Annotated in this window: 18 protein-coding genes; 10 read left to right on the top strand and 8 right to left on the bottom strand. The window is 69.2% G+C overall.

Annotated features, from left to right (window positions below; translation table 11 throughout):
- The first annotated feature begins 8 nt into the window (after window positions 1-8).
- The 3 genes from ON31_RS19155 (at window position 9) to ON31_RS19145 (ending at window position 3560) form a co-directional block, all read left to right on the top strand.
- Window positions 9-350, top strand: coding sequence for a DUF4333 domain-containing protein (locus tag ON31_RS19155; protein WP_051037476.1), 342 nt, complete (start codon window positions 9-11; stop codon window positions 348-350).
- Window positions 351-423: 73 nt separating this feature from the next.
- Window positions 424-3186 carry a phosphoenolpyruvate carboxylase gene (ppc, locus tag ON31_RS19150; protein ID WP_039815504.1) on the top strand — a complete coding sequence of 921 codons (2763 nt, stop codon included), beginning with the start codon at window positions 424-426 and terminating at the stop codon, window positions 3184-3186.
- On the top strand, window positions 3183-3560 hold the full coding sequence (locus tag ON31_RS19145; protein ID WP_255222175.1) for an SRPBCC family protein: 378 nt from the start codon (window positions 3183-3185) through the stop codon (window positions 3558-3560). Before ppc ends, ON31_RS19145 begins: the two co-directional genes overlap by 4 nt.
- Window positions 3561-3842: 282 nt before the next feature.
- Here ON31_RS19145 and ON31_RS19140 read toward each other — a convergent pair whose 3' ends face one another.
- The 4 genes from ON31_RS19140 to ON31_RS19125 form a co-directional block, all read right to left on the bottom strand.
- The gene (locus tag ON31_RS19140; protein ID WP_029923966.1) at window positions 3843-4811 is read right to left on the bottom strand and encodes a sigma-70 family RNA polymerase sigma factor; all 969 of its coding nucleotides are present in this window, start codon (window positions 4809-4811) and stop codon (window positions 3843-3845) included.
- Window positions 4812-5193: 382 nt separating this feature from the next.
- Window positions 5194-6714, bottom strand: a complete 1521-nt coding sequence (locus ON31_RS19135; protein WP_039815500.1) for a DUF7782 domain-containing protein — start codon at window positions 6712-6714, stop codon at window positions 5194-5196.
- Between the two features lie 53 nt (window positions 6715-6767).
- The gene (locus ON31_RS19130) at window positions 6768-7502 is read right to left on the bottom strand and encodes a VOC family protein (RefSeq protein ID WP_039815498.1); all 735 of its coding nucleotides are present in this window, start codon (window positions 7500-7502) and stop codon (window positions 6768-6770) included.
- 12 nt (window positions 7503-7514) lie between these two features.
- The gene (locus ON31_RS19125) at window positions 7515-8492 is read right to left on the bottom strand and encodes a GlxA family transcriptional regulator (protein ID WP_039815496.1); all 978 of its coding nucleotides are present in this window, start codon (window positions 8490-8492) and stop codon (window positions 7515-7517) included.
- A 93-nt stretch (window positions 8493-8585) separates the two neighbouring features.
- Between ON31_RS19125 and ON31_RS19120 the strand changes: the two genes are divergently transcribed.
- On the top strand, window positions 8586-9905 hold the full coding sequence (locus tag ON31_RS19120) for an MFS transporter (RefSeq protein WP_051037474.1): 1320 nt from the start codon (window positions 8586-8588) through the stop codon (window positions 9903-9905).
- Here the strand turns inward: ON31_RS19120 and ON31_RS19115 are convergent.
- The gene (locus ON31_RS19115) at window positions 9876-10226 is read right to left on the bottom strand and encodes a DUF3099 domain-containing protein (RefSeq protein ID WP_029923961.1); all 351 of its coding nucleotides are present in this window, start codon (window positions 10224-10226) and stop codon (window positions 9876-9878) included. The two genes, ON31_RS19120 and ON31_RS19115, sit on opposite strands and share 30 nt — an antisense overlap.
- 159 nt (window positions 10227-10385) lie before the next feature.
- Between ON31_RS19115 and ON31_RS19110 the strand changes: the two genes are divergently transcribed.
- Window positions 10386-10628 carry a DUF3039 domain-containing protein gene (locus tag ON31_RS19110; RefSeq protein ID WP_029923960.1) on the top strand — a complete coding sequence of 81 codons (243 nt, stop codon included), beginning with the start codon at window positions 10386-10388 and terminating at the stop codon, window positions 10626-10628.
- Window positions 10629-10689: 61 nt separating this feature from the next.
- On the opposite strand, the gene ON31_RS19105 is transcribed toward ON31_RS19110, so the two are convergent.
- Window positions 10690-10992, bottom strand: coding sequence for a type II toxin-antitoxin system PemK/MazF family toxin (locus ON31_RS19105; RefSeq protein WP_029924055.1), 303 nt, complete (start codon window positions 10990-10992; stop codon window positions 10690-10692).
- Window positions 10989-11228 carry a YlcI/YnfO family protein gene (locus ON31_RS19100; protein ID WP_029924056.1) on the bottom strand — a complete coding sequence of 80 codons (240 nt, stop codon included), beginning with the start codon at window positions 11226-11228 and terminating at the stop codon, window positions 10989-10991. Before ON31_RS19100 ends, ON31_RS19105 begins: the two co-directional genes overlap by 4 nt.
- A gap of 149 nt (window positions 11229-11377) precedes the next feature.
- Here ON31_RS19100 and ON31_RS19095 point away from each other — a divergent pair, with 149 nt between their 5' ends.
- Complete coding sequence (locus tag ON31_RS19095; protein ID WP_218007358.1) at window positions 11378-13579, top strand: TerD family protein; 2202 nt, start codon at window positions 11378-11380, stop codon at window positions 13577-13579.
- A 42-nt stretch (window positions 13580-13621) separates the two neighbouring features.
- Here ON31_RS19095 and ON31_RS19090 read toward each other — a convergent pair whose 3' ends face one another.
- A complete protein-coding gene (locus ON31_RS19090) occupies window positions 13622-14362 on the bottom strand; it encodes a maleylpyruvate isomerase family mycothiol-dependent enzyme (RefSeq protein ID WP_255222171.1) in 741 nt (246 codons plus the stop codon).
- Between the two features lie 56 nt (window positions 14363-14418).
- Between ON31_RS19090 and ON31_RS19085 the strand changes: the two genes are divergently transcribed.
- The 4 genes from ON31_RS19085 to ON31_RS19070 all read left to right on the top strand — a co-directional run bounded on the left by ON31_RS19085 (window position 14419) and on the right by ON31_RS19070 (window position 17884).
- Window positions 14419-14856: a MarR family winged helix-turn-helix transcriptional regulator gene (locus ON31_RS19085; RefSeq protein ID WP_029924059.1), complete on the top strand. Its 438-nt coding sequence runs from the start codon at window positions 14419-14421 to the stop codon at window positions 14854-14856.
- Window positions 14857-15000: 144 nt separating this feature from the next.
- Window positions 15001-16053, top strand: coding sequence for an ABC transporter substrate-binding protein (locus ON31_RS19080; RefSeq protein WP_039815494.1), 1053 nt, complete (start codon window positions 15001-15003; stop codon window positions 16051-16053).
- Window positions 16054-16112: 59 nt separating this feature from the next.
- Window positions 16113-17105, top strand: a complete 993-nt coding sequence (locus ON31_RS19075; protein ID WP_483247240.1) for a FecCD family ABC transporter permease — start codon at window positions 16113-16115, stop codon at window positions 17103-17105.
- Complete coding sequence (locus ON31_RS19070) at window positions 17102-17884, top strand: ABC transporter ATP-binding protein (protein ID WP_039815492.1); 783 nt, start codon at window positions 17102-17104, stop codon at window positions 17882-17884. The genes ON31_RS19075 and ON31_RS19070 overlap by 4 nt, the downstream gene beginning before the upstream one ends.
- The last annotated feature ends 27 nt before the right edge of the window (window positions 17885-17911 follow it).

The following is a 17911-nucleotide window of genomic DNA, read 5'->3' as shown; positions in this document are numbered from 1 at the left end:
CTTCCGACATGTCCGCTCTGCTCTCGGCTCGCCGTCGATCCGCCCGCGCGCTGTCCGCTTTCGTATTCGTTCTCGGCGTGGCACTCGCCGCCACCGCGTGTTCGGTGTCGATCGGCGGCGACCCCGTCGTCGAGGAGGCCGAACTCGAGAGTTCGCTCGAGCAGACGCTCACCGATCAGGTGGGCGTCGCCCCGGATGCCATCGACTGTCCCGGCGACCTGCGCGGGAAGGAGGGCACCACCATGCGCTGCACCCTGACCGCGGGGGCCGACACGCTCGGGCTGACGGTGACCGTGACCGGCACCGATGGCGATACGGTCAACTACGACGTGCAGGTCGACGAGTCGTGAGGGTGCGTGCCGTGCGGTAGCCGCGGGTATGCCCGATCCGCCTCTCGCGGCGAAAGCGGGCAGAATTCATCCCATGCGGGAAGATCGGATCGAAACTGCCACCGCGCCGCTGCGCGACGACATCCGGTTCCTCGGCGGGATCCTCGGCGACACCATCCACGATCACGAGGGGTCGGACGTCTTCGACCTCATCGAGCGGGTGCGGGTGGAGGCGTTCCGGGTCCGGCGTTCGGAGGTGGAGCGCCGCGCCGTCGCCGACATGGTCCGCGATGTGGACATTCACACCGCCATACCGCTCATTCGCGCCTTCAGCCATTTCCTGCTGCTGGCCAACCTCGCCGAGGACCTCCAGCGCGACCGCCGCCGCGCCGTGCACCTCGCGGCCGGGGAGCCGCCGCAGGACTCCAGCCTCGCCGCCACCTACCGCAAACTCGACGCCGCCCGGCCCGACGCCGATATCGCCGCCGAACTGCTGCGCGACGCCCTGGTCTCGCCGGTCATCACCGCGCACCCCACCGAGACGCGGCGTCGCACCGTCTTCGACGTGCAGGCACGCATCACCGAACTCATGCGGCGGCGGCAGCGGTACGCCGAGACCGAACCCGAGTACGCCGCGCTCGAGAACGATATCCGCCGCCAGGTACTGCTGCTCTGGCGTACCGCGCTGATTCGGCTGGCACGCTTGCGGATTCAAGACGAGATCGAGGTCGGCCTGCGCTACTACGACCTCACCCTCTTCGACGTCATCCCGCGCATCAACGCCGAACTGCGCCAGGCGCTGCGGACGCGCTGGCCCGAACAGGAGCTGCTGACCCGGCCCATCCTGCGACCGGGCTCCTGGATCGGCGGCGACCGGGACGGCAATCCGAACGTCACCGCCGAGGTGGTGCACCGGGCCACCCACCGCGCGGGGGCGGTGGCCTTCGGCAACTACCTCACCGCGCTGGTGGATCTGGAGAAGCAGCTCTCGCAATCGGCACGGCTGGTGCCGGTCACGCCCGCGCTCGCGGCGCTCACCGACGAAGGCTACGACGATTCGCCGCAGCGCGCCGACGAGCCCTACCGGCGTGCCCTGCGCGGTATCCGCGCCCGGCTCAGCGCCACCGCGCAGCGATCGCTCGGCGAAATCCCCACCGACGGCATCGATGTCGGTGCGCGCCCCTACAGCGGACCGCGCGAGTTCCTCGACGAGCTGTGCGTGGTGGACGCCTCCATGCGCGCCTCCGGTGACGGGCTGCTCGCCGACGACCGTCTCGCCGCGCTGCGAAACGCGGTGGAGACCTTCGGATTCCATCTGCAGGGCCTGGACATGCGGCAGAACTCGGAAGTGCACGAGCAGGTGGTGGCCGAGCTGTTCGCCTGGGCCGGAGTGCATTCCGACTACGCGTCGCTCGACGAGGCGCAGCGGGTGGAACTGTTGGCCGCCGAGCTCACCACCCGCCGTCCACTGGTCGGCCCGAAAGCACGGCTCAGCGAGTTGGCCACCAAGGAACTGGGAGTGGTGCGGGCGGCCCGCACGGCCCTCGACGACCTGGGCGCGGATACCGTGCCGAACTACATCATCTCCATGTGCACCTCGGTCAGCGACATGCTGGAGGCGGCGTTGTTGCTGAAGGAGGCGGGGATCCTGGATCCGGGCGACGCGCAGACGCCGCCGTCGAGTCCGGTGGGCGTGGTGCCGCTGTTCGAAACCATCGACGATCTGCGTCACGGCGCGGACATCCTGGTGGCCGCGCTGGAGGTGCCCGCCTATCAGCGGCTGGTCGCGGCGCGCGGCATGCGACAGGAGGTCATGCTCGGCTACTCCGACTCCAACAAGGACGGTGGGTATCTCGCCGCCAATTGGGCGCTGTACCGTGCCGAACTCGATCTGGTGGAGGCGGCGCGCAAGACCGGAATTCGCTTGCGGCTCTTCCACGGTCGCGGCGGCACGGTCGGTCGCGGCGGCGGCCGCAGCTACGACGCCATCCTGGCGCAACCCGCCGGAGCGGTGCGCGGTTCGCTGCGGCTCACCGAGCAGGGCGAGGTCATCTCCACCAAGTACGCCGATCCCGGCACCGCGTACCGCAATCTGGAAGCGCTGGTGGCGGGCACCCTGGAATCCACGCTGCTGGATGTGGAGGGTCTCGGCGCGGATGCCGAACCGGCCTACGAACTGCTCGACGAACTGGCCGAACTCGCGCGCCGGGCCTATGCCCGGCTGGTGCACGACACCCCCGGTTTCGTGGAGTACTTCCGTGCCTCCACCCCCATCGCGGAGGTCGCCGACCTCAATCTGGGCAGCCGCCCCGCCTCCCGCAAGCCCACCAATTCGGTCTCGGATCTGCGGGCCATTCCGTGGGTGATGGCCTGGAGCCAGTCGCGGGTCATGCTGCCCGGCTGGTACGGCACCGGTTCGGCCTTCGAACAGTGGATCGGCGACGACCCGAACCGGCTGGCCACCCTGTCGGACCTGTATCGGTGGTGGCCGTTCTTCCGTACGGTGCTGTCGAATCTCGCCCAGGTGATGGCCAAGGCCGATATGGACATCGCCGCCACCTATGCCGAGCTGGTGCCCGACGAGGCGTTGCGCGACACCGTGTTCGGGATGATCCGGGACGAGTACGCCCGCACCGTGCGCGTGCACGCCGCCATCACCGGCAGCGACGAACTGCTCGCCGACAATCCGGCGCTGGCCGAATCCATCCGCAACCGCTTCCCGTATCTGGAGCCGCTGAACCAGATGCAGGTGGAGTTGCTGCGCCGCCGCCGTGCCGGGGACGATTCCGAACTCGTGGAGCGCGGCATCCTGCTCACCATGAACGGCTTGGCGACCGCGCTGCGCAACTCCGGATAGCGGTCCGGCTCCACCACCGAAATCCCCCCGGTGGTGGAGCCACGATTGACACCACCCCGGCACCAACGGCCCGGTGGCTGATGGAATCCGACGGTTTCGAACCGGTGGTCGGCGCCCGCTTCGGCCTGCGCGCCGAGCCGATCGCGGCGACCGACTTCTTCGGGCAGATCAGCTGCGAGGTGCTCGCGGCCGTCGCCCCGAAGCGCCTGCGCATCAGCTGGGACGATGCGAACGCGGAGCGATCCACCGGCTGGGTGATCACGTGGGATCTGCGTCCGGAGGGCAGCGGCACCCGAGTCGTGCTGACGCACAGCCGCTTCGACCCCGACGACGCCGCCGCGCAGCTCTCCCGCAACATCATGCGCGGCGGCTGACCGAGGGTGCTGCGCCGACTCGACGAAACGCTCGCCGCGGGCTGATCACCGCAGCGAGCCAGATCGCCGGACCGGCCGACCGCGCGGATTCCGGCGGCTTCCGTTGCTACTGCGAATGCGCGGTCGAACGGTTTGATCAAGGTGTCGCGGCTGTCCACCGGCCATGATCGGCGACCGGAAAATGCCGGTCGGTCCACGCTGTCCCGAGGGGTTGGTGGACAGCGGGAACCGACCGGCGATGGTGTCGGACCGGCGCCTCGAGACGGCCCGACGATCAGGGGTCTAGCTTGCGTAGGCGCGCAGGCGGTCGGCGCGCTCGCCCTTGCGGAGCTTCGACATGACCTCACGCTCTATCTGGCGAACCCGCTCGCGGGACAGGCCGAAGAGCTTGCCGATCTGGTCCAGGGTGCGCGGCTGGCCGTCGTCGAGGCCGTAGCGCAGGCGGATGACCTGCTGTTCGCGTTCGTCCAGGGTGGCCAGCACGGTGCGCACGTCGCGGTGCAGCAGACCCGCGATGACGGCGCTCTCGGCGGAGGTGGCCTCGGAGTCCTCGATGAAGTCGCCCAGCGGGGCTTCCTCGTCATTGCCGACCGGCATGTCCAGACTGACCGGATCGCGGCTGTGGTCCAGCAGATCGGCGATCTTCTCGACCGGAATGCCCGACTCTCGCGCCAGTTCGGCGTCGGTGGCCTCGCGTCCCAGCTGCTGATGCAGTTCGCGCTTGATCCGGGCCAGCTTGTTCACCTGCTCGACCAGGTGCACGGGGAGCCGGATGGTGCGGCTCTGATCGGCCATACCGCGGGTGATGGCCTGCCGGATCCACCAGGTGGCGTAGGTGGAGAACTTGAAGCCCTTGGTGTAGTCGAACTTCTCCATGGCTCGGATCAGGCCGAGATTGCCCTCCTGGATCAGGTCCAGCAGTGGCATCCCGCGACCGGTGTAGCGCTTGGCAAGCGACACCACGAGACGCAGGTTGGCTTCGAGCAGATGCTGGCGCGCGGCCTGACCTTCGCGAACCAGGATCGCGAGATCCTTCTTCTTCGCGGCCGACAGCCGTTTGCCGGTCTCCAGCAAATGCTGAGCGTAGAGGCCCGCCTCGATGCGCTTGGCCAGCTCGACCTCGTCGGCCGCCGTCAGCAGCGCCGTCTTGCCGATCCCGTTCAGGTACACACGTACCAGGTCGGCGGCGGGGCTCTGGGCGTCGAGGTCCTGTTCGCTGGTGCGCACGTCAGTGGTGGCGGGGCTTGTCATGACTTGCCTCCTGTCGGTGGTGTCTCACTCCGATCAACGGACCCGACATTGGGAAAGTTCCCCGCCGTAAGCCTGATAAACCGCATCTGAGCTGCGGTTTCATCACGCTTCGGCTGAGAAGTTCCTGAGAAGGGTCCGCCCGGGGAACGCGGCCCCCGACGGGTCCGCGCCGATGTCCGGATGGTTGCCGTAACCGGAACCCAACTTCCGCATACGCCCCTCGGATAGGCGTTTTCGGCGAGAAGTAACCCCGCCGTCGGACGTTGTGTGGTGTGGGTCTCGAGGGAGCAGCTCAACCGATAGGTGAAACGACGGGTGGTCACCGGGCATTCCCTGGGGAATGCCCGGTGACCACCCGCCGTGACGTGTGCGTTTCGCCGAACTACCGAACCGGTCGGATCAGGCCGTGCCGGACCAGGTCCAGCACCACCCGCAGGGCGGCGGTCCGGAACTCCGGGGTTGCCGTGTCGCCGGACTCACCGAAGGCGAGCAGTTCGACCAGATCGGCCAGCGGCAGCCCGTCGGGCCGCATACCGGCCAGCAGAGCGGCGATGGCGTCGTCGATCTCGTGCTGCCAGCGCGGGCCGTCACCGCGATGCAGGCGCGCCACCCGCTGCTCCCAGCCGTGCGGGCCCGGCAGTGAGACCCGCTCCAGCGCCGTCGCGGCATCCACCTCGAAGCGTGCCGACCACGCCACCTCGGGATCGGCGGCCACCGCCCGCAGCCACGCCGAGCGCTCGAAGTAGCGGGTGGCCTCCGGCCCCAGCGGATCGTCGAAACCGTGGGTGAGGTCCTCGGCCAGCAGTTCGGTCGGGCCGTCTATGGCGCGCAGATAGACGAAGCCGAATCCGATGCCCTCCACCGCGGCCGCCGCGAACGCGTCCAACCAGGCCTCGGCGCGGGCCTGCGCGGCCGGATCGCGCGGATCGAGTCCGGCGTCGCGCAGCCAGGTGCCGACATACAGGGCGGGATCGGCCACATCGCGCTGCACGATCCAGGCGTCCACCCCGTGATCGGGCAGCCAGCGCGATACCCGGCCACGCCAGTCCTCGCCCTCGACATGGACCCAGGAGGCCAGCATGGCGGCCGTACCGCCCGGATTCAGCAGGGCGGGGGCACCCGACACGACGAGTTCGCTGGCCCCGTCCAACGCCAGCCCGGAATCGCGGTAGGTGTGCTCGACCCGGGCCGGGCCGACGACGAACGGGGGATTGGCGACCACCTGGTCGAAGCGGCGTCCCGCCACTGGTTCGAACCAGGAACCCTCGAGCAGTTCGAAGGTCAGGTCGTTGAGTGCGGCATTGGCCTCGGCCAGCCACAGGGCGCGTTGGTTCACGTCGGTGCCCGTGACGCTGCGGCCGTAACCGCTGGCGTGGACGGCCTGCACGCCGCAGCCGGTGCCCAGATCGAGGACCGTGCCGACCGGTTCGGTCGGGGTGGCGCGCAGCAGCGACAGCGACGCCTGCCCGACCCCGAGCACATGGTCGGTGTCCAGGGCCCGCCGCCGCATGGAGTCGTCCAGATCGGACAGGATCCAGCGGGTACCGTGCCCCAGGTCCAAGGGCCGCAGATCCAGTGCCGCCCACACCTCGCCACCCTCGCGGTCGAGCAGACCGGCGGCGACGGCGGCCTCGATATCGACCGGCCGCAGCGCCGCGGCCGCCTCCCGCTCGGGCACCGGATCACCGAGCAGCAGCAGCCGGATGAGAACGCCGAGTTCCCCGGCGGCCCGGGCGGCGCGGCGCACCGGCACCGGCTCAGAGCGCCCGAGGGCCGAATGCGCCGCATCGCCGAGCACGTCGAGGAGAGTGTCGGCGTCGTAGCCGACGCGAGTGAGGGCGGCGCGCAGGTCCGGGGCCAGTGCGGCGAGCAGAGACGAGGTGGTCGTCGGATTCGTCGGCATGACCGAAACTCTGCCACCGCAACCTTCGGGCATCGCGCAGCGGCCCCGGAACGTCACTGCCTGGGCGACCGTCCGGTGACGCAGTAGGGCTGGCCGCTCGGATCGGCCATGACGATCCATTCCTTGCCGATGCCCAGGCGTCGGGCACCGAGCGATTCGTGCCAGGTCGCGATGGCCTCGGTGTCGGAGCTGGCCAGATCCACGTGCGCGGAGGTGGGACGGTCCTCGTCGAGGCGTTGCAGCAGGAACTGCACGAGTGGGCCGTCCGGCGGGCGGAGCCGCTCGAATTCCGGCCGCGCGGACGGTGTTCGGTCCCAGCCGGTGAGCTCGACCCAGAATCGGCTCTCGGCCTCGTAGTCCGCGGCTCCGATATCCAGGCACACCTGATCGAGTCGGGAACGGCTGCCGTCCGGGGCGGTGACCACCGGTGTGTCGTCGGTGCCCGCGGAGCGGTCGAACGGTGTGAGACAGAACGTCATGCCGTGCGGGGATTTCAGCACCGTGTAGTCGGGATGCTCCAGCACCGGCGTCGCGCCCAACTCCCGGGCGCGCTCCACCGCGGCGGGGACATCGTCGACATCGAGATCCACGTGGACGCGCGGATGGCTTTCCACCGCTTGCATTTTCACACTGGGCGCGCCGGACTCCGGAAGCAGTGTCACGAATTCGGCGTTGTCGCCGCGGGTGTCCGACAGGCGGCTACCGGTGACGGTGCTCCAGAAGTCGGCCGCGGTGTCGAAATCGGCGGCGGGACGGTCCAGGAACACCCAGAGCCATCGAATCATCATGCGGTTCTCTCCTCATCGGCTGCCGACGATGGTCCGTCGGAAGGTGCGGCGGTAGGCGAGCGGTGCGACACCGAGTTCGGTGCGCATGTGGTGGCGCAGCGAAGCGGCGGTGCCCAGTCCCGCCCGCCGCGCCACCTCGTCGACCGCGAGGTCCGTGGTCTCCAGCAGGTGGCGGGCGTGGCGGAGCCGTTGCTGGAGTACCCAGGTACCCGGAGCCACACCGGTTTCGGCCTTGAATCGCCGGGTGAAGGTGCGCACGCTCATGCACGCGTGCGCGGCGAGGGTGGCCAGACCCAGATCGTGGTCGAGATGACGCAACGCCCAGGCTCGCGTCGGTGCGGTGCCCTCGGTGCCGGGTTCGGGCACCTGCCGGTCGATGAACTGCGACTGCCCGCCCTCGCGCCACGGCGGCACCACGCAGTAGCGGGCGGCCTGATTGGCGGCGGCGCTGCCGTGATCGGTGCGCAGCAGATGCAGGCCGAGATCGATGCCCGCGGCGAGGCCGGCCGCGGTGCAGACGTTCCCGTCCTCCACGAACAGCAGGTTCTCGTCGAGCCGGACCCGCGGGTAGAGGGTGCGGAAGGCATCGGCGAAGGCCCAGTGGGTGGTGGCGCGGCGGCCATCGAGCAGGCCGGCCGCGGCGAGGACGAACGCACCCGTGCAGATGGAGACGATGCGGGTGTCCGGGCGGATGGTGGTCAGGGCGGCGGCCAGGTCGGGCGGCAGGGTGCCGTGGTGGCGCGGGCCGTCCATGCGATTGCCCGGCACGATCACGGTATCGGCGTGGGCCAGCAGGTCGGGTCCGTGCGCGGGCACGATCGAATAGCCCGTGGTGGTGGCGACGGGGCCACCCAGGCCGCAGATCCGCACGTCGTAGAGCGGAGTGCCGGCGACATCGGTCGCCGAGCCGAGCACCGTGCCGGGGATGGTCATGTCGAAGCCGACGACGTGTTCGAGGGCGAGCACCGCCACCAGATGCGGGGTGGCCATGGGCAGGTCCTCTCGCGGCGAGTGGCGTGATCTTTACGCATTGTGTCATTCCGGCCACTCGATCGGTAGGCGCATTTCCGGCACGCTCGGTCGGTGACCGACACCCAGCTACCCGAGACCACGCGATCACCGCATGTCACAGGCGAATTCCGCACCCGACGTCCGCACCCGGCCTGGATCGTGGCGGCGGTCGCCTTCCTGACCTTGTTGGGCGCGGCCGGATTCCGCTCCGTCCCCGGCGTGCTCATGAATCCGCTGCACGAGGAATTCGGCTGGTCGCACGGCACCATCGGCCTCGCCGTCTCGGTGAATGTGCTGCTCTACGGGCTGATCTCACCCTTCGCGGCGGCACTCATGGACCGCTTCGGCATTCGCCGGGTGGTGGCGGGCGCGCTGGTGCTCATCGCCGCGGGCAGCGGGCTCACGGTCTTCATGACCCAGGCATGGCAGTTGGTGGGGACCTGGGGGTTGTTGGTCGGCATCGGCGTGGGGTCGATGTCCATGCCGTTCGTGGCGACCATCACCGGCCGCTGGTTCGTACGTCAGCGCGGCCTGGTCACGGGGGTGCTGACCGCCGCCGGGGCCACCGGACAGCTGATCTTCCTGCCGCTGGTGTCGGCGCTGGCCGTCGAGCACGGCTGGCGGCTGCCCGCCCTCGTCGTGGCGGCCACCGCGCTGGCGGTGGTGCCGCTGGTGCTGCTGTTCATCCGGGACTTCCCGAGCGATCTGGGTGTCACCGCCTACGGCGCGCCGCCCGGCGACGATCCGGGAGTGCGGACCGCGGCGTCCGGTGGGGCCGTCCGGGCGCTGACGGTACTCGGCACGATTGCCCGCACACCGGTGTTCTGGCTGTTGGCAGGAGGTTTCGCCATCTGCGGGGCCTCCACCAACGGGCTGATCGGCACCCACTTCGTCAGTGCCGCCCACGATCACGGGATGCCCGCCACCACGGCGGCCGGGCTGCTGGCGCTGGTCGGCATCTTCGACGTGGCGGGCACCATCGCGTCGGGCTGGCTCACCGATCGGGTCGATTCGCGCTATCTGCTGGTCGCCTACTACTCGCTGCGCGGGTTGTCGCTGCTCATCCTGCCCGCGCTGTTCGCGCCGGATGTGGAGCCGAGCATGTGGGCGTTCGTCATCTTCTACGGCCTGGACTGGATCGCCACCGTGCCGCCCACGGTCGCGCTGTGCCGGGCGCACTTCGGTGCGGACGGACCGGTCGCCTTCGGCTGGGTCTTCGCCGCACATCAGATCGGCGCGGCCGTGGCCGCCTTCGGGGCGGGCTTCATTCGCGATATCCAGGGCAGCTACGACCTGGCGTGGTGGATCGCGGGTGGGCTCTGCGGTCTCGCGGCGCTCATGTCCGCGGGCATCCGGCGGCCGTCAACCGTCGATCGCGCGGTGCTGACCTGACTCCAGGGCGATCTGCCGACGGCGCTCGTCCCAGCGACTCGGCTCGTCCTTGCGGCGCGGCGGCCGGTCGTTGGCGACCAGCACCGCGATCCACGGCAGCGGAATGGAGACGCCGATGATCAGCAGCGAGATCACCCAGTTCTCCCACATGCTGTAGGCCACCGCCGCCAGGATCAGGCACGGGATCCGGAAGCCCATGAGGATGGTGTACCGACGCACCCGGTTGCGATGCTGCTGCTCCAGCGAGGTCTGCGCCTCGGTGATGAGCACCGGCTTCTCCGGTTCACCCTTGAAGAATCCCTGCGAAGGCCGGGGCGGCATGGGTATGGAACCGGCCGGACGGAACTCGAACTCGGGGCGAACCGCGTCGCCATCGTGCTCGGCATCGGGGGTCTCGCCGTCACGCTGCATACCCCCGAGTCTTCCACCCTCGCCACCCGAATGCACACGGCGGTGGTCCCGGGAAGGGTTCCTGGCATCATGGAGGGCGTGAGCGCAGACACCCTGGTACGCCCCGATGAGACCACCGACGAGTCCACCGACAGCGACATCCCCAAGTACTTCCACTACGTGAAGAAGGACAAGATCGCCGAGAGCGCGGTCATGGGCACCCACGTCGTGGCCCTCTGCGGCGAGGTCTTCCCGGTCACCCGCTCCGCCAAGCCGGGCTCCCCGGTGTGCCCGGAGTGCAAGCGCATTTACGAGATGATGAAGAAGGATTGAGCTAGGCCTGGATCTCTGCCTGGTAGCTCCTGGCCTCGGGTGGGGCGGTTGGTTCGGTTCGCTACTTCAGTTCGAAGGCGGCATGGATCGCGTCGGTCAAGCTCTCCTCTTGCCCGGGGTGTAGGGAACCGACGCGACGGCCGAGCGCGGTCGCGGGAAGAGTGGTGATTTTGTCCAGCAGCGCGACGCAGTCGTGATCGAGCCCGTTGCTGGAATCGAGCCGGACCTCGGTGGGGATGCCGCGGATGGTACTGGTGATCGGGGCGACAGTGACCGTGTTCAGGACCGGTCGGGCGACCTCACGGGTCAGTACCAGCACCGGTCGAGGTTTGGCCCCCAGCTCGGCTATGTGAATCGGCCTCACTCATCACCCCACACGGACTTGTCCGCGGCGGACAGGAATTCGTCCAAGTCCTTATCTTCGCCGTCGGGGATGGCGGTGTACCCGGCGACGATGGCTTCTCCGATGGCGCGTTCGCGGTAGTGCTCGAGAGCGGCGGCGACAAGGGCGGCGCGGCTGGCGCAGTGTTGCGCTGCCACCTCGGCGTCCACGAAATCGACCAGCTCGTCGGGTAGGCGGATGGTGATCTGTTTGCTCATACCGCATAGCATACCGCTGCTGGTATGCGATCGGGGTTCGCTCGGAGGTCTCGAGGTGCTCGAGCCGGTCGGTCGCACTCGAGTAGGTTTCCGCACTGCGGGACCGCGCCACCCGCGAAATAGGGAGGAATGATCGACGGGTTCGCGCTATGGTCACCATCGGTTACCGGCGGCGACGTGCCGGGGAGGGGTGGACGACTGTGATGATCGACGAGTTGGTCGTTCGCCGTACCTTGCGGGTGCTTGCGCCCGCGGGCGTGGCGGGTGATGGGTCCGTCGCGACTCGGCAGTTCGACGCCGTGTTGATGTCGGTGGGGTTCAAGCTGTCCGAAGAGCTTTTCGACCGGTTGTCGGCGCTGTCGGCGGGGGTGGTGATCGATACCGCGGTCAGCGTGCTCTCGGCTGTGCGCGGGATGGTCGGCGATCATGTCCAGCACAATGTCTACTTCCGGGACTTTCCCCGCAATGTGCCCGACACGGTGGAGTTCTGGGCCGAGTGCTTGGTCGAGGCGTTGGCGGAGCCGGAGGTGGCGGAGCGGATCGGTGGTGATGTTCTGCTCGGTTCGCTGAATCTGCTGGATCTGCCGAAGTACGGACGCTACCAACACGATTACGCCGACATGCTGGCCGCGCACGCCGAGTTCATCGCGGGTGCGGGTGACCGGGTGACCGTGCTGCACGCCGGCGGGAACGTGGCCGACGAAGCCGCCGGGCTGTATCGCGCGCTGGCGGGCGCGGCCACCCCGGGCAATGACGACGACCGGGAGGCGCTGCGCACGCTCGCCCGGTACTGCGCGACCGATCCCCGTCAGCCGCACGACATTCCGGTGCGCGAGAACCGGGCGCTGATCAATGCGGTTCGCCTCGATCTGGGGCAGGAACCCTTGCTGGGCACGGTGACCGATGCGCTGCGGCTGGCGTGCGCGATCTCGGGTGGTGACGTCACGCTCGTCGAGCCGACGCGGTTCCGCACCTTGCCGCGCGCGTATCGCAGGGCGCTGCTGGCCGGGCTGCATCGACTCGTGGGCGACAACCCGAGTGCGCTCGGGGATGTGTCGCGCCATCGCGAACAGTGGAAACGGCTCGGTGAGCGCCTGCATCCGCACGAGTACCCGCAATGGCCGCGCGCGGCAGCGGTTTTCGCGGTGGCGCGCGGCGAACTGGACGCCGAATCGACCGTGTCGTGCTTCGAGCGGCTGATGCGCTCGGGCCGTGTCGACGACGCGGCCGCTGTGCTGCGAACCCGGGCGCCGGGACTGCTGTTTCGGTCGGCGGACCGAGTGCTGCGCGTCAGCCCGACATCCGATCAGGACGCGATGGTCACCCGCATCGCCGACGCCGCTCCCGAGGTGTCGGGCCGGGTGCTGCTGTCACTGCGGGAGCACCTGGAGAACCGGGACGCGGCGCGCGGTCGGCGGCGGGTGTTCATCAATCGGTCGGCCCGCGGCCACGCGATCGACGATGAGCGGCCGCCGATTTCGCGTGCGGCACTCGAGCGGTTGCGGGATGTGCTCGACGGCGAGATTCGCCGTCGCCATGCGGCGCTACCGCGCTGGGTGGTCGATCCGGACATGCTGAATGTCGCGCTGCCGATCAACGGGAAGTCGATCGCGGGTGGATTCGGTACCCTGCCGCGCGGCTCGGTGTCAGCCGTGGACGGGCGGCTGCTGCGCTTCTTCGTGTACTGGCGAGAGCACCAGCGGCGCACCGACTTCGACCTGTCCGCTCTGATGCTCGACGCCCGCTACGGCAACCCGACGTGGCTGTCCTACACGAATCTGACCGCAGCCGGTGGATGCCATTCGGGCGACATCACCGAGGCACCGTTCGGCGCATCGGAGTTCATCGAAGTCGACCTGGCCAAGGTTCCCGCGCGGATTGTGATCCCCCAGGTGAACATCTACTCCGGGGAGGGATTCGACGAGGTCGCCGAATCGTTCTTCGGTTTCATGCTCCGCGAGGGCGAGCAGCGGGGCGCACCGTTCGAACCGCGGACGGTGCGCATGAAGTCGGATCTCCGTGGCGCCGGTCGTGTGGCCCTGCCCCTGGCGTTCGTCCGCGGCGCAGGCAAGCGCTGGCGGGCGGTGTGGACCCACCTGCACCTGTCGGGACAAACGTTCAATCGGGTGGAGAACAACCGCCTCTCGACCGTCGACCTGATCCGCAGCGTGGTCGAACGCCGGTATCTGACCGTCGGTTACCTCGCCGGATTGCTGGGCGCGGACATCGGCGATCCCAGCCCGGTGGCGGGCCGACCGATCACCTATGTCGGACGCGAGGACCCCGGGCAGCTGCCCAACGGTTCGATCGTGATCACACCGAAAAATCTCGCGGAGCTCGTTCCGGTGTAGTGCTAGAGTCGGTGACGGCGAGGCCATGGGGACGCTTCCTTCTCACACTTCACATGTTCCAGCATCTCCGCTTTCCTCGCCTTTACCTTTCGGTGCCGTCGCGGTTTCCGTTGCCCGGGAAGCGGTTTCCAACCGAGTCGCGAGGATCTCGACGCCCGGTCCGGTGGTGTGTGCGAAACCCGCTGGGCGGCCGGTGATCACGAGCAGTAGGGCCAGCGTCGGGCCGTGGATCTCGACTCCGTCGCCGTGCTCCCAGGTGGAATCGGTGGCGCGCAGTCGCACGCCGTCGAGGCGGTGGCGGTCCCAGACCGGCCAGCCGACCTCCACCGCGCGGTCGGCGGCGGCGCCGGCGGCTTCGGGGGAGACGGTGATGGTGTGGCCCAGGGGGATGGCCATGTCCTGGGCGTGCACCATGGTGTCGAACAGGATGTTCCGGTAGTTGGTGAGCTTGGGCAGGTCGCGCGAGGCGGCGTGGGTGCGCAGCGCGGCGACCGGATCGAAGTCGGGGTCCGCGGCGTAGCGGCGGGTGATGATGTCGATGAAGCGGTTGTAGTTGCCGCGGGCGCGGATCCCGGTGGACAGCATGAGCGGGAATGCGGGCGGAGTCGGGGTGAGGGCCACGTGGGCGGCGACCTCGCGCACGCTCCAACCGGTGCACAGGGAGGGCGTCCGCCACTGTTCGGGGGAGAGGCCGCTCAGCATGTCGGCGATGGCGAGCCGTTGTTCCTCGATGATCCGCCAACTGGCTTCGCGGTCCATGGCCCTGTCCCTCCAGCCCTGCATTTAGTCAGTCTATCTGTCTAATATAGTCAGAGAGCCGAACTGAAACAAGGAGTGCGATGGCCGACGACCAGATGAATGTGGGGCTGCTGATGGCCATAGCCCACCGATCCATGGAAACCCGCGTCTACACCGAGTTGGCGGCCGCCGGGCATGCCGACATCACGGTCGCGCAGGGCAAACTGGCCGCGCAGATCGCCGCGGACGGCAGTCGGCTCACCGAACTGGCCGAGCGGGCCCAGGTCACCAAGCAGACGGCGAGCTTCCTGGTGGACCAGTTGGAGAAGGCCGGATACGTGGAGCGGATACCGGATCCGAGCGACGGCCGCGCCCGACTGGTGCGGCTGTCCGCGCGTGGGCGGGAGATGGCGGATGTCGCCAATGGTGTTGCCGCGCGGGTGGAGAGCGAGTGGGCCGCCCATCTCGGGGTCCGGCGCATGCGACAGTTGCGGGACAGTCTCGAACGGCTGCGGGAGATCACCGACCCGTACGCGTGAGCGCGCGGGGGTGTCCGCGAGTGCCGGGGCTCCCGGAGGATCGGCCGCGCATGGGACCACTGGACAACGTCTGTACGATGCTTAGCCTGCCCTAATTTGTGGTGCCGCTCGCTACCGCCGAGCGATCCTGATGAAAGGTTCCCGATGCGCCCGAGCCCCCGCCGACTACTCGTCTCGGCCGTTGTCGCCATGCTGTCCGCCGGTGTGCTCGCCGGTTGCGGTGCCTCGGAACCGATCGACGACACGGCGGCGGCATCCGACACCGAGGGCGTGGTGAACTACCCGCTGACGCTCGAGAACTGCGGTCTGTCACAGACTTTCGACCAGGCACCCGCCCGGGTGGTGTCCCTGGACCAGGGGTCCACCGAGATCCTGCTCTCGCTCGGACTGGCGGACAGGATCGTGGGCACCGCGTCCTGGACCGATCCGGTCCGGGAGAATCTGGCCGAGGCCAATGCCGGGGTGCCCCGGCTGGCCGACAACGCCCCCTCCTACGAGGCCGTGCTCGACACCGACCCGGATCTGATCACGGCATCGTTCGGGCGGCACTTCGAACGGGAGGGCGGCGTCGCCACCCGGGAGCGGTTCGCCGAGACCGGCACCGAGACCTACCTGTCGCCCACCGACTGCGAGGACGGCCGGTCCATCAACGCCGGCGGCAAACGCACCCGGCCGCTGACCATGGACGCCCTCTATCAGGAGATCACCGAGCTCGCGCAGATCTTCGACGTGCCCGGACGAGGCGCGCGGCTGGTGGCGGAGCTGCGGCAGCGCACCGATGCCGCCGTCGAGAAGGTGCGGGCCAGCGGGCAGACCGTCGGCTTCTGGTTCGCCGACATCAGGAGCCCGTACTTCGCCGGGGGGACGGGATCGGCGAATCTGCTGGCCACCACGGTGGGGCTGACGAATATCTTCGCCGATGTGGCCGACGACTGGCCGGCCGTGAGCTGGGAGGCCGTGGTGGACCGCAATCCGGACATCCTGGTGCTCGGCGATCTGGCCCGCACCCGCTTCCCGGGCGATCGCCTGGACGACAAGAAGGATTTCCTGGCGTCCGATCCGGTGGCGGGTGCGATGGCGGCGGTACAGGGTAAGCGGTACATCGCACTGCACGGTGCCGAGCTGAATCCGTCGATCCGCGCCGTGGACGGCATCGAGAAGCTCGTCGACGGCCTCGCCCAGCTGCCACCGCGGTGACCGCGCTCGATCGCGGTGGCCGCGTCACCGCCGCTCGCCACCGCGCCACCGGTCCCGCCCTGGTATTGATCGGCCTCACCCTGCTGGTGCTGTCGGTGATGATCGCCATGACCCTGGGCACCGCGGACATCTCCCTGGTGAATGTGCGCGACATCCTGACCAACCACCTGCGTCTGACCGATATCCCGGTCCGGCGCACCGAGGACGCCATCGTCTGGGAGGACCGGCTGCCCCGCTCCCTGGTCGCCGCGGCATGCGGTGCCGGGCTGGCGGTGTGCGGTGTGGTGCTGCAATCGCTGCTGCGCAACCCGTTGGCCGACCCGTTTCTGCTGGGCATCTCCTCCGGTGCCTCCACCGGCGCGGTGATCATCGGAGTGCTCGGTCTGGGCGGCGCGGTGATCGGCATGTCCGGTGGCGCGTTCGTCGGTGCGCTGCTCGCCTTCGCCCTGGTGCTGCTGCTGGCGCGCGGGTCGGGTGGCAGCAATGAACGGGTGATTCTGGCCGGAGTGGCCATGACGCAGCTGTTCTCCGCCCTGACCTCCTTCGTGATCTTCGCCTTCGCCGACTCCGACGAGGCCCGGGGCGTGATGTTCTGGCTGCTCGGCTCGCTGGAGGGAGTGCGCTGGGACGATGTGTGGGTGACCGGCACGGTGGCGGTCGCGGGCGTTCTCGTCTGCGTCGTGCTGGCCTTCGTACTGGACGCCTTCACCTTCGGTGACGAGGTGGCCGCCTCGCTCGGTATGCCGGTGCCGTGGGTGCGGGGCGGGCTGCTGGTGCTCACCTCGCTGATCACCGCCGCACTGGTGAGCGTGGCGGGCGCGATCGGCTTCGTGGGGCTGGTGCTGCCGCACGCGGCCCGGTTCCTGGTCGGGCCCGGCCACGCCCGGCTGGTGCCGGTCGCCGCGATCTTCGGCGCCGTATTCCTGGTGTGGGTCGACGCGCTGTCCCGGGTGGCCTTCGCTCCCACGCCGCTGCCGGTGGGCGTCGGCACCGCCCTGATCGGCGTCCCGGTGTTCGTACTCATCATGTTCCGACGGAGGGCGGCCGCATGACACTCCACGCGGACAGCGTGACCTGGGATCGCGGTGGGGCGATCGTCGTCGACTCGGTCAGCGTGCATCCGGAGCCGGGGCAGACCGTGGGTCTGCTGGGACCCAACGGTTCCGGCAAGTCCTCGCTGTTGCGGTTGCTCGCCGGGCTGGCGGCGCCGACCGCCGGCACCGTCGAACTGGACGGGCGTGACCTGCGCCGGATCGGGCGGCGGGAGGTGGCGCGGGCGGTGGCCGTGGTCTCGCAGCACGCGGACACCAATGTCGACGTCACCGTGCGGGAAGTGGTGCGGCTGGGCCGGATTCCGCATCGTGGCCTGTTCGACAGCGATCGCGCGGCCGACGATACCGCGGTCGCCGCCGCGCTGGCGCACACCGGTCTGGAGGACAAGGCCGACCGCCTGTGGCATCGGTTGTCCGGCGGTGAGCGGCAGCGGGTGCAGATCGCCCGGGCGCTGGCCCAACAGCCACGGGAACTGCTGCTCGACGAACCCACCAACCACCTGGACATCCACCATCAACTGGAGTTGATGGCGCTGGTGGCGCGGCTGCCGGTGACCTCGATCGTCGCCCTGCACGATCTGAACCTGGCCGCCATGTTCTGCGATCACCTGATCGTCTTGCGCAACGGCCGGGTCATGGCGGCCGGGCCGGTCCGGGAGGTGCTCACCACCGACCTGATCGCCGAGGTGTACCAGGTGCGCGCCGAGGTCACCGACACCGCCGACGGCGGGCTGCACATCCGCTTCCTGCCCACGGCGGTCGCGGTGGAAGCGCGGTGATCGGTCGGCTGCCCGGTGGGGACCGCC

It is taken from the genome of Nocardia otitidiscaviarum NBRC 14405 (assembly GCF_000308635.1).
GTDB lineage: Bacteria > Actinomycetota > Actinomycetes > Mycobacteriales > Mycobacteriaceae > Nocardia > Nocardia otitidiscaviarum.
The sequence above is the reverse complement of the archived record's forward strand: the minus strand, read 5'-3'. Positions and strand labels throughout refer to the sequence as shown.

What these genes read in the sequence shown, in the direction of transcription:
- ON31_RS19155 (WP_051037476.1), top strand. Translation starts at nt 9, where the DNA reads ATGTCCGCTCTGCTCTCGGCTCGCCGTCGATCCGCCCGCGCGCTGTCC.
- ppc (WP_039815504.1), top strand. Translation starts at nt 424, where the DNA reads ATGCGGGAAGATCGGATCGAAACTGCCACCGCGCCGCTGCGCGACGAC.
- ON31_RS19140 (WP_029923966.1), bottom strand. Translation starts at nt 4,811, where the DNA reads ATGACAAGCCCCGCCACCACTGACGTGCGCACCAGCGAACAGGACCTC.
- ON31_RS19135 (WP_039815500.1), bottom strand. Translation starts at nt 6,714, where the DNA reads ATGCCGACGAATCCGACGACCACCTCGTCTCTGCTCGCCGCACTGGCC.
- ON31_RS19130 (WP_039815498.1), bottom strand. Translation starts at nt 7,502, where the DNA reads ATGATGATTCGATGGCTCTGGGTGTTCCTGGACCGTCCCGCCGCCGAT.
- ON31_RS19125 (WP_039815496.1), bottom strand. Translation starts at nt 8,492, where the DNA reads ATGGCCACCCCGCATCTGGTGGCGGTGCTCGCCCTCGAACACGTCGTC.
- ON31_RS19115 (WP_029923961.1), bottom strand. Translation starts at nt 10,226, where the DNA reads ATGCCGCCCCGGCCTTCGCAGGGATTCTTCAAGGGTGAACCGGAGAAG.
- ON31_RS19110 (WP_029923960.1), top strand. Translation starts at nt 10,386, where the DNA reads ATGGAGGGCGTGAGCGCAGACACCCTGGTACGCCCCGATGAGACCACC.
- ON31_RS19100 (WP_029924056.1), bottom strand. Translation starts at nt 11,228, where the DNA reads ATGAGCAAACAGATCACCATCCGCCTACCCGACGAGCTGGTCGATTTC.
- ON31_RS19095 (WP_218007358.1), top strand. Translation starts at nt 11,378, where the DNA reads ATGGTCACCATCGGTTACCGGCGGCGACGTGCCGGGGAGGGGTGGACG.
- ON31_RS19090 (WP_255222171.1), bottom strand. Translation starts at nt 14,362, where the DNA reads ATGCAGGGCTGGAGGGACAGGGCCATGGACCGCGAAGCCAGTTGGCGG.
- ON31_RS19085 (WP_029924059.1), top strand. Translation starts at nt 14,419, where the DNA reads ATGGCCGACGACCAGATGAATGTGGGGCTGCTGATGGCCATAGCCCAC.
- ON31_RS19080 (WP_039815494.1), top strand. Translation starts at nt 15,001, where the DNA reads ATGCGCCCGAGCCCCCGCCGACTACTCGTCTCGGCCGTTGTCGCCATG.
- ON31_RS19070 (WP_039815492.1), top strand. Translation starts at nt 17,102, where the DNA reads ATGACACTCCACGCGGACAGCGTGACCTGGGATCGCGGTGGGGCGATC.